The organism is Nonomuraea pusilla, from assembly GCF_900109355.1.
In the GTDB taxonomy this organism is placed as follows: Bacteria; Actinomycetota; Actinomycetes; order Streptosporangiales; family Streptosporangiaceae; genus Nonomuraea; species Nonomuraea pusilla.
Window position 1 is genome coordinate 137,777 of record NZ_FOBF01000019.1, and the last position, 12,716, is coordinate 150,492.

Below are 12,716 nucleotides of genomic sequence, written 5' to 3' on the forward strand. Positions count from 1 at the left end.
CGCCTACGGGACGAGGAGGAGCTTGCCGGTGGTGCGGCGGCCGGCGAGGTCCTCGTGCGCCCGCCTCGCCTCGCGCAGCGGGTAGCGGTGCGACACCTCGATCCTGAGCTGCCCGGACGTCAGCCAGCCGAACAGGTCTGACGCCCGCCACAGCAGCTCGTCGCGCTCGGCGACGTAGTGCACCAGCGTCGGGCGGGTGAGGAACAGCGAGCCCGACCGGTTCAGCACCTGCGGGTCCAGCGGCGGCACCGGGCCGCTCGCCGCGCCGTACAGGGCCATGAGGCCGCGCGGGCGCAGCGCCCGCAGGCCGCCGTCGAACGTGGCCGCGCCGACGCCGTCGTAGACGACGTCGACCGTGCCGCTCAGCGCGTCGGCGAAGGTGTCGTAGCGCAGCACCTCGTCGGCGCCGGCCGCGCGGGCCAGCTTCTCCTTCTCGTCGGTGGAGACGGTGGCGTAGACGGTGGCGCCTCTCAGCTTGGCGAGCTGGATGAGGAGCTGCCCCATGCCGCCCGCGCCGGCGTGGACGAGCACCTTGTCGCCCTCGCGCACCTCGTGGGTGGAGTGGGTGAGGTAGTGGGCGGTCATGCCCTGGAGCATCGCGGCGGCGGCCAGGTCGGCGGGGACGCCGCCGGGCACCGGCACCGCGCGGTCGGCGGGCACGACGGCCTTGTCGGCGTAGCTGCCGAGCACGTTGGCCCAGGCGACGGTGTCGCCGACGGCGACGCCCGAGACGCCCGGGCCCACGGCCGAGACCACGCCGGCGCCCTCGGAGCCGATGACGGCGGGCAGCGGGAGCGGGTACGCCCCCGAGCGGTGGTAGATGTCGATGAAGTTGACGCCGCTCGCGGCGACGTCCACCACCAGCTCGCCGTCGCCCGGCACGGGGTCGGGACGTTCGGCGTACTCGAGAACCTCGGGGCCGCCCTGGGCGGAGACGACTATGGCATGCATGTGCCTAGTCAACCTCGCCCGCGCCGCCACGCCACCACCCGGGTGCCGGAGAACGACCCGCCGGGGCCGGGCCGGGCCGAGGTCAGGGGAAAGCGGGCCAGGGTGCCGGCCTCCACGGAAGGTCCCTCCGCGTCCGGGTCAGGGGAAGGCGGGCCAGGGTGCAGGCCTCCACGGAAGGTCCCTCCGCGCCCGGGTCAGGGGAAAGCGGGCCAGGGCGCCGGCCTCCAGCGCCACCCAGATCGCGCCGTCGGGGCCGACGCACAGGCCGTGGGGCTCCGGCGCCGGGGGCTCCCCGCCGCCGGGCGCCTCCAGGCGGGGGAGCGGGTGCTCCTCGACGGCCCCGTCCACGGTGATGCGGCCGAGCCGTCCGGCGGCCCACTCGGTGAACCAGAGCGCGCCGTCGGGCCCGGTGACGATCGCGTGCGGCCGGCAACCGGGGTCGGGCAGCGGGAACTCCGTGACCTTCCCGGTGACGTCCACGCGGCCGACCTGGCCCGCGCCGATCTCCGCGAACCACAGCGCGCCGTCCGGGCCCGCCGTGATGCCGACCGGGGCGGCCCCCGCCGTGGGCAGCGCGTGCAGCGTCACCTCGCCCGCGAGGGAGATCCTTCCGACCGCGTCGGCCTGGTTGAGGGTGAACCACAGCGCGTCGTCGGGCCCCGCCGCGATGCCCGCGGGCATGCCGCCCTCGACCGGCAGCGGGAACACGGTGACCGTGCCGTCGGGCGCGACCCTGCCGACGCCGCCGGGCTGCATCGAGGTGAACCACAGCGCGCCGTCGGGCCCCGCCGCGAGGCCGTAGGGGGCGGGCGCGGGGTGGTGGGTGATCTCGCCGGCCATGGTGACGCGGCCGATCCTGCCGTCCTCGGGACGGGCTCCGCCCTCGGTGAACCACATCGCGCCGTCGGCGCCCCGCGTGATCACCATGGGCTTCCCGCCGGCCGGGTCGAGCCGGCGGATCTCCGGTTCGCCCCCGGGCACCAGCCTGCCCACGCCGCCTTGGTGCACCAGCGTGAACCAGAGCGCGCCGTCGGGGCCCGCGGCGACGCCGTACGGCGCGCCGGCCTCGATCTCGATCAACATACGCGTCCCTCCACGACGTCGAGCACGGATGCGCGCAGGCGCCGCGACAGGGCGCGGTCGTGGGTCACGACCATGAGCGCCCCGCGGAAGCGGTCGAGCGCCTGCTCCAGCTCCTCCACCAGCAGCGGCGACAGGTGGTTGGTCGGCTCGTCGAGCAGCAGCAGGTCGTGCTCGCCCGCGAGCAGCAGGGCCAGCGCCAGCCTGCGCCGCTGGCCGACCGACAGCGCGCCGGTCCTGACGCCGAGCGTCTCGGGCGCGAACAGACCGGTGGCGAGCAGCGCCTGCGCGGCGTCGTCGGGGTGTCCGCCGTGGCCGCGCCGGTAGACGGCGAGCACGGTGCGGCCGGGGTCGAACGCCACCTCCTGGCGCAGATGGCCGACACGGCCGCGGGCGCGCCCGGCGACGAGCTCCAGCAGCGTGGACTTGCCGGCGCCGTTCGCGCCCCGGACCAGCAGCCGGTCTCCGGGCCTGACGGTCAGCTCCCCGACGTGGAGCCGGTCCCCCACCCGGACGTCCCGCAACTCGACCAGCGGCCCGGCCTGCGCCGCCGTCTCTTCCGCCCGGGCGTCGTCCAGGGGGCCGGTGAAGGCGCCGCGGAAGCGGAGCGGCTCGGGCGGGCGCGGCACCGGGTCGGCCTCCAGGCGGCGCAGCCGCTCGTGGGCGTCGCGCACCCGGGTCGCCACGGAGCTCTGCACCCGCCCCGCGTTCCGGTCGTAGGCCATCTTGTTGTTGTCACGCATGTCGCGTCCGGCCGCCACCCGGCGCGCGGTGGTGGCCGCGTGCTCGCGCACCCGGCGCACCTCGTCGGCCCACTCCGCGTACGCCTGCTCCCAGCGGGCCCTGGCTGCGGCCTTCGCCGCGAGGAAGCCGGAGTAGCCGCCGCCGAAGCGGCTGACGCGGCCTCCTTCGACCTCCAGCACGGCCGTGGCGACCCGGTCGAGGAACACCCGGTCGTGCGAGACCACGACGACCTCGCCCCGGTGCTCGCGCAGGCGGTCCTCCAGCCAGGTGAGCGCGGCCTCGTCGAGGTGGTTGGTGGGCTCGTCGAGCAGCAGCACGCGGGGCGCGGCCGCGAGCACGCAGGCCAGGCCGAGCCTGGCCTGCTCGCCGCCGGACAGGCTGGACAGCGTCCTGCCGGGGGTGACGTGGGCCAGCCCGAGCGCGTGGAAGGCGCGCTCGACGCGGACGCCGGCCTCGTACCCGCCGCGTGCCTCGTACGCGGTGAGCAGCTCGCCGTACTCGTCCGCCGCCGCGGCCCAGCCCTCGCCGGAGAGTTCGGACTCCAGCTCGCGCAGGCGCCGTTCCATGGCGCGCAGCCCGGCGAACGCGGCGTCCACCGCCTGGCGGACGGTGTGGGAGGGCGGCAGGCCGAGGGTCTGCCCGAGGTGGCCCACCTCGCCGGTGACGGTGACCTCGCCGTCGTCGGGCCGTTCGAGACCGGCCAGGAGCCGGAGCAGGGTGGACTTGCCGGAGCCGTTCTCGCCGACGACGGCCAGCCGCTCGCCGGGACGTACGGACATCGAGACGTCGGTGAGGACGGGCCGGTGGTCGTAGGACCGGGAAACCTTGCGCAGGTTGATCAGGACAGAAGCTCCAATCGCAACTAATGTAGCTTTAGTATGTCACGTGGAGAGCCGTTAACGCAACTGGAGTTGTTTTTGGAGTCGAACCGACGGCCGGGAGGCCGCAGCGCCAGGGTCCGCGACGCCGTACGCCAGGCCACGCTCGCCGAGCTCGCCGAGCACGGCTACGCGGGCCTGACCGTCGAGAACGTGGCCGAACGCTCCGGCGTCCACAAGACGACCGTCTACCGGCGGTGGGGCGGCGTCGACGGCCTCATCTCCGACGCCCTCGACCTGGCCGGCCAGGAGCCCTGGCCCGTCCCCGACACCGGCGACATCAGGGGCGACCTGCGGGGGATCGTCCAGCTCGTCCGCGGCGGCTTCGCCGATCCCGGGCTCGGCCCCGTGTCGTCGGCGTTCGTGGCGGCGGCCATGCAGAGCCCCGAGGCGGCGCGGGCGCTGCACGCGTTCTTCGCCGCCCGCCACGAGCAGTCGGCCGACGTCGTACGGCGCGCGGTCGCGCGCGGCGAGCTGCCGGCCGGCGTCGACGCCGCCGAGGTGATCAGGGTCGCCGTGGCGCCGGTCTACTACCGGCTGTTCGTCGCCCACGAGCCCGTGAGCGAGCGCGACGCCGACCGCGCCGCCGACGCCGCGCTCGCGGCCGCCCGCGCGGGCGTGCTCGGCGGCACCGCGGAGGGCTAGGGCTCCTTCTGGCCGCGCAGCTCGAAGTCGTCGAACGCGGTCTTCAGCACCGACCCGTCCTCCTTCGTGGTGCGGGCGAACACGCCGAGGCCGCCGTTGGGGATGCCGTTCGGGTCGTCCACCTGGCGCACCAGCTCGTCGTTCACCCACATGCTGAGCCGCACGGACGTCCCGCGCTGCTCGCAGGACGCCACGACGCGGTTCCTCGCCTCCAGGCCGTCCACCTTCACCGGAGCGGCCAGGGTGCCGCCCGAGCCGTCGAACACCCGCCTGATCCTGGCGTTGCCGGCGGTGTCGAGGGCGAACTCGTAGTACGTGCCGTCCTCGGCGTTGTGGCAGAAGACGCCGTACTCGCCGGTCTGCTTGAACGTCTTCACCTCGGCCGTGACGCCGACGACCACCGTGGCGGGCAGCATCGGCGTGGGGGTGGCCGACGGGTCGGGCGAGGCGGTCGGCGTGACCGGCGTGTACGGCACGGGCGCCTTCTCCAGCCGCTCCGAGCTGACGTCGTCCACGTCCAGCCCGTACGTGCCGTCGGTGCGGTAGCCGCGCGCGGCGCTGTCGGAGGCGTCGTACGTGCCGACCCAGCCGCCGGTGGTCTGCGTGAAGTCCTCCTGGTAGAGGACGGTCAGCTCGGGCGGCCCGCCGGGCGCGAGCAGCGCCCACCCGCCGATGCCGGCGGTCAGGAGGACGGCGGCGCCCGCCGCGAGGAGCCCGGCCCTGCGCACGCGCGGGGCGCCGCCCGGCGACGGGGGCGGCGACTCGGTCAACGGGGTCGTCGCGTGCTGCCAGGCCACCTGCGCGGTGCGGGCGGCCTGCTCCGGCGCGGCCGACCGGCCCACGAGCGCGTCGAGCAGCTGCTGCGCGGTGGGCCTCGCCGCCGGGTCCTTGCGCAGCGCCGCCCGGACCAGCTCGCGCAGGCCCGGCTCGACGTCGTCGAGGTTCGGCTCGGTGTTGAGCACCTGGTAGACGATCGCGGGGAGCGTTTCGCCGCCGAACGGCGCCCGGCCGCCGGCCGCGAACGCCACCAGGCAGCCCCAGGAGAAGACGTCGCAGGCGGGGGAGACCGGGTCGCCGCGCAGCACCTCGGGCGCCATGTACCGGGGCGTTCCGACCAGCTCGCCGGTGCCCGTGACCCCGCCCAGCGTGTCGAGCGCCCGCGCGATGCCGAAGTCGATCACGCGGGGGCCGACGGGGGAGAGCAGCACGTTGGACGGCTTGAGATCGCGGTGGACGACGTTGGCGGCGTGGATGGCGGTGAGCGCCGTGGCGACGCTGACGGCCAGCGCGTCGAGGCTGGAGCCGCGCAGCGGCCCCGACTGCCTGACGGCCTCCTCCAGGTTGGGGCCGGGGACGTACTCGGTGACGACGTACAGCAGGCCGCCGTCGAGCGCGGCCTCCAGCACGGCGGCCGTGCAGAACCTGCGCACCCGCCTGGCGGCGTCGGCCTCCCTGCGGAACCGCATCCTGAACTGCTCGTGCTGGCTCAGCTCCGGGTTGATCACCTTGATCGCGACCCGCTGCCCGGACGGGTCCTCGGCGAGGTGGACCGTGCCCATCCCACCCCGACCCAGCAGGCTCAGCAGCCGGTAGCGCCCGATGTGGGATGTTTCACCGCTCACGGCGCGCTAGCTTACCGACCCGCGCTCATCCGCCACAGTCGCCGCAGGAGGCCCGGGTGGCCCTCGCGTACGCGACCGCCGCCACCGCCATGCCGACGCCCCACACGAAGTACGCCGGCACGGCCACCCAGAAGAACGCCTCAGGCAGCTCGGGGCCGCCGCCGTCCCCGGCGAACGGCCGCCGCCCGGCCAGCCGCTCGGCGACCATCTGCCCGAGCCCCACCCCGAAGTACGCGACCAGCCCGCAGGACACGGCCGCGGCGGGCCACAGCACCAGCGGGCGCGGAACCCGGCGGCCCCCGAGCGCGGGCGTCCAGCGCGGCCACACCCGCCCCCAGCGGTGGACGAGGGCGAGCGGCAGCACCGTCCCGGCCAGCAGGAACCCGGCCTCGAACATCACCTGGGACGCCGTCCCCGCCATCCTGTCCGCGGGCGTGGGCGTGCCCGTGCCGCCGAGGTCCAGGGACAGCTGGGCCCCGATCCTGGTCAGGCAGCCCAGCACGGCGGCGTACGCGCCGGCGAACGCCCACACCGGGATCATCGGGGGCGCCGCGCGCTCCGCGGGCTCCCCGGCGGGCTGACGGATGGCCCGCCCGCAGGCGGCGCAGCCCCGCCCGGTGCGACGGGCGTGGCGGCGGCCCGCGCGCAGCACCAGCACGCCGAGCGTCACGCAGACGGCCCTGCTGAACACGCCCAGGGGGAAGACCGGGATGCCGAGGCCGGGAAAGATCACGCCCACCACGTCGAGCAGGAGCAGCGCGCCCGACACGACGAGCGCGGCGCCCACGGCGTACGCGGCGACCACGGGCACCCAACGGGCGGGGCCACGGGGCCGTACGGCGAGGGTGGCGGCCAGCACCGCCGCGGCGGCCAGGCACAGCCAGACGGCGCTCCAGCCGGTGAAGACGATCAGGTCGTCGCCGACCGGCGAGAGCGGCCGCCACCTGCCCGCCTGCTCCCAGCCGGCCCGCAGCACCGCGTACAGGACGGCGGACACCGCCGCGCCGGCCGTCCACAGCTCACCCCTGAGACCGGCCGCAGTCCCCGCCCCCGCCTGACCGGCCTCTGCCCGCCCTGCCCCTGTGCGCACCATGCCGTCAGCCTCACCGGGCCGCGCGGACGGCGGCCTCCCCGCCGCGAGCCATCCGCCTCCCCCGCCCGGGGGATCTTCCCGGCGCGGGTGTCAGGAGGCCCGGCGCAGGGTGGCGCGGATCTCGTCCAGGCCGGGCAGGCCCGACGGACCGACCCGGACGACGTGGCAGCCGGCCGCGCGGGCCGCCGCGATCCCCGTCGGGCTGTCCTCGACCGCCACGCAGCGCGCGGGGGCCACGCCGAGACGCCGGGCCGCCTCCAGGTACGGGTCGGGCGACGGCTTGCCCCGCGCCGTCTCCCCGTCCGCGATGACCAGGTCGAAGGCGTGGCCGAGCCGCGGCAGCACCAGATCCACGATGCGCCGCGGCGAGGCGCTGACCAGGGCGGTCGGGACGGCGGAGGCCGACAGGGCGGACAGCAGCTCCCGCGCGCCCGGCACGAGCGTCACGCCCCTGCCGACGTGCCCGGCGAACGCCTCGGTGAGCCGCGCGGCCACCTCCTCCACGCCCGGACGCCCCGCCAGGAGGTGGGCGGCGGTGTCGTGGGTGGTGCGCCCGAGGACGTGCGGCACGTCGGAGGGGCCGAGCGGGCGCCCGAGCGTCTCCGCGACGGCGGCCGTGGCCCGCCACCACAGGCCCTCGGTGTCCACCAGGGTGCCGTCCATGTCGAGCAGGACGGCGTCGAACGCCTCAGCCCGCATCGCCGGGCGCAACCGGACCGCCGGACGCGCCGGCAGGGGCGGGCTCGGGCCCGGTGGACGCGGACGCCGGGACGTCCGCCGGGGAGGCGGCCGGGCCGGGGGTGCGCGGCGCCACCAGGACGGGCCGTTCGACGAGGCGCACCGTGACCCGCGCCCCGGCGCCGAGCCGGGCCGCCTCGTGGCCGGGCACGTCGGCGAGCACCTCGCCGGCCCGGCGCCCGAGACCGTCACGCTGCCCGCCGTCACCCTGCCCGTCACCCTGCCCGCCGCCGGTCTCGGTGGCGGTGTCGGTGGCGGTCTCGGCGGTGGTCTCCGTGGCGCCGTCGGCGAGCAGGCGCAGCCGCAGCCGTACGGAGGCGCCCCTGAAGGAGGCCGCGACCACCTCGGCCGTGAGACCGGCCGCGCCGTTCGCCGCCGCGTCCTCCAGCGGCGTCACCCGCACGGCCTCCGGCCGGACGAGGACGTCCACGCCGGGCTGCGCCGGCAGCGCCCCGTCCACCGGCAGGACCTGGCCGAGCACCTCCACCCGGTCGCCGGACACCCGGCCGGGCAGGTGGTTCATGGTGCCGACGAACTCGGCCACGAACGGCGTCGCCGGCCGGTCGTAGACCTCGGCGGGCGGCCCGCACTGCTCAAGGCGCCCGTCGCGCAGCACCGCCACCCTGTCGGCGACGGACAGCGCCTCCTCCTGGTCGTGCGTGACGAAGATCGTGGTGATGCCGAGGTCGAGCTGCAGGCGGCGGATCTCCTCCCGCAGCGCCACCCGCACCTTGGCGTCGAGCGCCGACAGCGGCTCGTCCAGCAGGAGCACGCGCGGTTCGAGCGCGAGCGCGCGGGCCAGGGCGACGCGCTGCTGCTGCCCGCCGGAGAGCTGGTGCGGGTAGCGGTCGGCGTGCGACGGCAGCCCGACGAGCTCCAGCAGCTCGTCGGCCCTGGCCCGCCTGACGGCCACCGGCACCTTGCGCACGCGCAGGCCGAAGGCGACGTTGTCGCGGGCGTTCAGGTTGGGGAACAGCGAGTACGACTGGAACACCATGCCGGCGTCGCGCTTGCTGGCCGGGACGTGCGTGATGTCCTGGCCGTCGACCAGCACCGCCCCCGAGTCGGGGCGTTCGAACCCGGCGACGCAGCGCAGCGCCGTGGTCTTGCCGCAGCCGGAGGGGCCGAGCAGCGCCACGAACTCGCCCGGCTCGACGGTGAGGTCGAGCCCGTCCAGCGCGACGGTCCTGCCGAAGACCCGGCGCAGCGCGCGGAACTCCACCCGTGCGGTCATGTCCTTCTCTCCTTGACGGGATGCGCCGTGACCGGGTTCCTCCTGGCGAGGGCGCCGGACATGGCGAGCAGCAGCAGCCAGACGAGCACCAGGCTGAGGATCGACACGGCGACCGACACCTGGCCCTTGGAGCCCGACACCGTGACGATCCACACGGCGAACGGCTCGTACCCGAGCAGGCTGGCGACGGTGTACTCGCCCAGCACCAGGGCGAGGGTCAGGAACGAGGCGCTGGCGAGCGCCGAGCGCAGGTTCGGCATGACGACGCGGAACATGACGTGCGGCCAGGACGCGCCGAGGTTGCGGGCCGCCTCGACGAGGGTCCGCACGTCCATGGTGCGCAGCCCGGCGTCGAGCGACCGGTGGACGAACGGCAGCACGAGCACCACGTACGCGAGCACGAGCACGACGGGGAACCCCGGGTCCTGCGCCGCGATGAGCGTGGCCCAGAACGGGGTGGGCGCGAGGACGTCGGCGCCGGTCCGCAGCGCGGTGCCGATGCCGGCGACGAACGTGATCGGCGGCACGACCAGCGGCAGCGTGCACAGCACCTCCAGCACGGGGCGCAGCCGGGGCGCGCTGAGCCGTACCGCGAGCATGGCGGGCAGCGTCAGCAGCAGCACGAGCACGATGGTCGCGGCGGCGAGCGACAGCGAGAGCAGCAGGCTGCGCGCGAACCCCTCGGCGGTGACGAGCTCGCCGTACGCGGCGAGGGACACGCCCGCGCCCGGCGTGTGGACCGTGTACCACAGCGACGCGCAGAGCGGCACGAGGAAGTAGGCGGCGGCCGGCAGGAGCACCGCGCCGCGCCACAGCCGGGGACGGGCGGGCGCGGCCGGTGCGGCGGCGGTCACCTGCTCCAGTCCGGTCAGTGCAGCCATCGGGACGTCCTCCTCTGCAGCGGCAGGTACACCGCCATGACCAGCCCGGCCACCACGACCATGTCGAGGCTGAGGGCGAGGGCGATGTTCTCGTGGCCGACGAGCACGTCGCCGGTCAGCGCGCTGGCGATCTTCAGGGTGACCAGGGGGACGACGGTGCCGACCATGGCGTTCGCGGTGGCGTAGGCGGAGAAGGCGCTGCCGAACAGCAGCACCACGCCGCCCAGCATGGCGGGCGTCAGCACCGGCAGCGCGACGAGGCGCCAGTAGTGCCAGGCGGTGGCGCCGTTGTTGGCGGCGGCCTCCCGCCACTGCGGGCGCAGCCCGTCCAGCGCGGGCGCCATGACGAGCACCATGAGCGGCACCGCGAAGTACAGGTAGACGACGACCAGGCCCCAGAACGTGTAGAGCGCGCCCGTCGGCAGCCCGACCAGCCCGCTGACCACGCCCGAGTTGCCGAGCGTGGCGATCCAGAAGAACGCGAGCGGCACCCCGCCGAAGTTGGCCAGGACGCCCGAGGCCGTCAGCACCGACTCCCGCAGCAGCGTGGAGCGCGAGGTGACGACGGCCTGGGCGAGGAGCGTCCCGAGGACGGCGCCCAGCACCGCGACCACGGCCGACAGCTTGACGCTGCCGGCCATCGCGGTGAGGTAGCCGCCCTGGAGGCTCTGCGTGATGTTCGCCAGGCTCGGCTCGCCCCCGGCCGTGAGGGCCCCCGCCACCAGCACGGCGGCGGGGATCCCGAAGACGAGGGCGAAGAACGCCAGCAAGGGCAGCGCGCCGAGCCAGCCCCTGGAGCGGGTCATCCCGAGACAGCGGCGTCCCAGCCGCCGGCCAGCTTGGCCTTGGCCGCGTCCACCTGCTCGGGGGTGGGGAACGTGGGGGTGCCCTCGACCTGGGGCAGCTTCTCGGCGAGCGCCTTGTCGACGGTGCCGTCGGCGGTCATGGCGGGCAGCAGCACGGGGCGGGCGAAGCCCTTCAGGTAGAGGTTCTGGCCCTCGGCGCTGTAGAGGTACTCCTGCCAGAGCCTGGCCGCCGCCGGGTGCGGGGCGTCCTTGTTGACGGCCTGGGCGTACATCTGGAAGTACTTGCCGTCGGTGGGCACGTTGACCTTCCAGTCGAGGCCCTTGCCCGCCATCTGGGGGGCGTACGCGGCGTTGTTGTAGTCCCAGTCGATGCTGATCTGGGTCTCGCCCTTCTCGATGGTGGCGGGCGTGGTCTCGACCGGGTTGTAGTTGCCGGCGTCCTTGAGCTTCTTGAAGAAGTCCAGGCCGGGCTGGATGTCGTCGTAGGAGCCGCCGTTCGCGATGGCGGCGGCGTACACGCCGGCGAACGCCGAGCCCGACTTGGTCGGGTTGCCGTTCATGGCGACCTTGCCCTTGTACTCGGGCTTGAGCAGGTCGGCGAAGCTGGTGGGGCAGGTGGTGATCTTCTTGGCGTCGCAGCCGATGGAGACGTAGCCGCCGTAGTCGTTCACCCAGAGGCCGGTGGGCTCCTTCTGCCCTTCGGGGATCTTGTCGAAGCTCTGCACCTTGTACGGCGCGAACAGGCCCTCCTTGGCGCCGCTGATCGCGAACGACTGGCCGAGGTCCAGCACGTCGGGGGCGCGGTCCTGGCCCTTACGGGTCTTCACGGCGTTGATCTCGTCGGCGCTGGCGGCGTCCGGCGTCTCGCTCTCGATCTTGATGCCGTACTTCTCTTGGAACTTCTGGATGATCTCGCCGTAGTTCGCCCAGTCGGGCGGCAGGGCGATGACGTGCAGCGCCCCCTCCTTCTTGGCGGCCTCCACCAGTTTGTCGAAGCCGCCGAAGTCGGCGGCCGAGGTCGCGGTGGCCGCGTTGACCCCGCCCTCCGACGATGTCTTAGGCTGCTGCGTGCTCGGGGCGGCACCGCACGCCGCGGTGGCCAGGGTCAGGGCCGCGAGTACGCCGGCCGTACGGGCGCGAGGTGGCAACACGTCGCCTCCACTCTCCAGGGGTGTGGGAAGAACGTAGGTGGACTTGTCCAAACAAGCGAGCACCAGTTAGTCGCATAAACGTTGCTCTTTCATGAATGCAAAGGGTCGTCAATGGTGGCGCGCTATGAACGAATAGCCGATGAGCTGCGCGAGGAGATCCTCTCCGGCGCGCACCCGGTGGGCACGCAGTTGCCGAGCGAGGCCGAGCTGGCCGCGCGGTTCGGCGCGGCGCGCGGCACCGTGCGGCAGGCGGTGGCCGTGCTGGCCGCCGAGGGGCTGGTCGGCTCCCGGCAGGGCGCCAGGCGCATCGTCCTGGGCAACGCGCCCAGCCAGAGCTTCGCGGAGCTGCACAGCTTCGCGCAGTGGGCGCGCGCGAACGGCTACCGCTACGAGGGCCGGGTGATCGAGCAGCGCCGCAGGCCGGCGACGGCCGCCGAGGCCGCCAGGCTCGGCTCGGGCGAGGTGCTCGACGTGCTGCGCGTGCGCTCGCTGGAGGGCGAGCCGGTGCTCGTCGAGCGCACGGCGTACGCGGCGTGGGTGGCGGGCGAGGTGGAGCGGCTGCCGCCCGACTGCGAGTCGGTCACCCAGGCGCTGTACGACGCGATCGGGCTGGTGTTCGCGTACGGCGAGCACCTCATCGACGCCGTGCCGGCGGGCGCGCAGGACGCGCGGCTGCTCGGGGTGCGCCGCGGCAGCCCGCTGCTGCGCCAGCGACGTGTGACCACGACGCACGAGGGCAGACCAGTGGAGTCGTCGGACGACAGGTACCGGGCCGGGAGCGTGACCTTCAGCATCCGCAACTCGATCGGCGCCAACCCGCTCGTCCGGCAGGCCGGCGACTTGCGCTTCCGGCCCTGAGAACATATGTTCGACTTATAGCACCCGCCTTCCCC

12 protein-coding genes are annotated in these 12,716 nt (G+C 74.8%); 2 read left to right on the plus strand and 10 right to left on the minus strand.

Annotated elements, in window-relative coordinates; genetic code table 11:
- Positions 1–3: 3 nt before the first annotated feature.
- From BMX74_RS31995 to BMX74_RS32005, 3 genes are all read right to left on the minus strand, one after another.
- The gene (locus tag BMX74_RS31995; protein WP_091104329.1) at positions 4–951 is read right to left on the minus strand and encodes a quinone oxidoreductase family protein; all 948 of its coding nucleotides are present in this window, start codon (positions 949–951) and stop codon (positions 4–6) included.
- A gap of 138 nt (positions 952–1,089) precedes the next feature.
- Positions 1,090–2,034: a Vgb family protein gene (locus BMX74_RS32000; protein WP_091104330.1), complete on the minus strand. Its 945-nt coding sequence runs from the start codon at positions 2,032–2,034 to the stop codon at positions 1,090–1,092.
- Positions 2,028–3,617 (minus strand): ABC-F family ATP-binding cassette domain-containing protein, encoded by a 1,590-nt coding sequence (locus BMX74_RS32005; protein ID WP_420538155.1) that lies wholly within the window; start codon positions 3,615–3,617, stop codon positions 2,028–2,030. Before BMX74_RS32005 ends, BMX74_RS32000 begins: the two co-directional genes overlap by 7 nt.
- A gap of 75 nt (positions 3,618–3,692) precedes the next feature.
- Here BMX74_RS32005 and BMX74_RS32010 point away from each other — a divergent pair, with 75 nt between their 5' ends.
- Positions 3,693–4,298 carry a TetR/AcrR family transcriptional regulator gene (locus tag BMX74_RS32010; RefSeq protein WP_475717165.1) on the plus strand — a complete coding sequence of 202 codons (606 nt, stop codon included), beginning with the start codon at positions 3,693–3,695 and terminating at the stop codon, positions 4,296–4,298.
- Here BMX74_RS32010 and BMX74_RS32015 read toward each other — a convergent pair.
- The 7 genes from BMX74_RS32015 to BMX74_RS32045 form a co-directional block, all read right to left on the minus strand.
- Positions 4,295–5,920 (minus strand): serine/threonine-protein kinase, encoded by a 1,626-nt coding sequence (locus tag BMX74_RS32015; protein WP_256257386.1) that lies wholly within the window; start codon positions 5,918–5,920, stop codon positions 4,295–4,297. The genes BMX74_RS32010 and BMX74_RS32015 overlap by 4 nt on opposite strands.
- 25 nt (positions 5,921–5,945) lie before the next feature.
- Positions 5,946–7,013, minus strand: a complete 1,068-nt coding sequence (locus BMX74_RS32020) for a hypothetical protein (RefSeq protein ID WP_143078831.1) — start codon at positions 7,011–7,013, stop codon at positions 5,946–5,948.
- A gap of 90 nt (positions 7,014–7,103) precedes the next feature.
- Positions 7,104–7,712 carry an HAD family hydrolase gene (locus BMX74_RS32025; protein ID WP_091104337.1) on the minus strand — a complete coding sequence of 203 codons (609 nt, stop codon included), beginning with the start codon at positions 7,710–7,712 and terminating at the stop codon, positions 7,104–7,106.
- Positions 7,702–8,985, minus strand: coding sequence for an ABC transporter ATP-binding protein (locus BMX74_RS32030; RefSeq protein ID WP_091104339.1), 1,284 nt, complete (start codon positions 8,983–8,985; stop codon positions 7,702–7,704). Before BMX74_RS32030 ends, BMX74_RS32025 begins: the two co-directional genes overlap by 11 nt.
- Positions 8,982–9,866, minus strand: a complete 885-nt coding sequence (locus BMX74_RS32035) for an ABC transporter permease (RefSeq protein ID WP_055510209.1) — start codon at positions 9,864–9,866, stop codon at positions 8,982–8,984. Before BMX74_RS32035 ends, BMX74_RS32030 begins: the two co-directional genes overlap by 4 nt.
- The gene (locus BMX74_RS32040) at positions 9,854–10,672 is read right to left on the minus strand and encodes an ABC transporter permease (RefSeq protein ID WP_055510211.1); all 819 of its coding nucleotides are present in this window, start codon (positions 10,670–10,672) and stop codon (positions 9,854–9,856) included. Before BMX74_RS32040 ends, BMX74_RS32035 begins: the two co-directional genes overlap by 13 nt.
- Complete coding sequence (locus tag BMX74_RS32045; RefSeq protein ID WP_055510213.1) at positions 10,669–11,823, minus strand: ABC transporter substrate-binding protein; 1,155 nt, start codon at positions 11,821–11,823, stop codon at positions 10,669–10,671. The genes BMX74_RS32040 and BMX74_RS32045 overlap by 4 nt, the downstream gene beginning before the upstream one ends.
- A gap of 111 nt (positions 11,824–11,934) precedes the next feature.
- Between BMX74_RS32045 and BMX74_RS32050 the strand changes: the two genes are divergently transcribed.
- Complete coding sequence (locus BMX74_RS32050) at positions 11,935–12,681, plus strand: GntR family transcriptional regulator (RefSeq protein WP_055510215.1); 747 nt, start codon at positions 11,935–11,937, stop codon at positions 12,679–12,681.
- The last annotated feature ends 35 nt before the right edge of the window (positions 12,682–12,716 follow it).

Bases quoted from the DNA above. Each gene is read 5' to 3' on its own strand.
- BMX74_RS32000 (WP_091104330.1), bottom strand. From the start codon at position 2,034: ATGTTGATCGAGATCGAGGCCGGCGCGCCGTACGGCGTCGCCGCGGGC.
- BMX74_RS32035 (WP_055510209.1), bottom strand. From the start codon at position 9,866: ATGGCTGCACTGACCGGACTGGAGCAGGTGACCGCCGCCGCACCGGCC.
- BMX74_RS32020 (WP_143078831.1), bottom strand. From the start codon at position 7,013: ATGGTGCGCACAGGGGCAGGGCGGGCAGAGGCCGGTCAGGCGGGGGCG.
- BMX74_RS32040 (WP_055510211.1), bottom strand. From the start codon at position 10,672: ATGACCCGCTCCAGGGGCTGGCTCGGCGCGCTGCCCTTGCTGGCGTTC.
- BMX74_RS32030 (WP_091104339.1), bottom strand. From the start codon at position 8,985: ATGACCGCACGGGTGGAGTTCCGCGCGCTGCGCCGGGTCTTCGGCAGG.
- BMX74_RS32025 (WP_091104337.1), bottom strand. From the start codon at position 7,712: ATGCGGGCTGAGGCGTTCGACGCCGTCCTGCTCGACATGGACGGCACC.
- BMX74_RS32050 (WP_055510215.1), top strand. From the start codon at position 11,935: ATGGTGGCGCGCTATGAACGAATAGCCGATGAGCTGCGCGAGGAGATC.
- BMX74_RS31995 (WP_091104329.1), bottom strand. From the start codon at position 951: ATGCATGCCATAGTCGTCTCCGCCCAGGGCGGCCCCGAGGTTCTCGAG.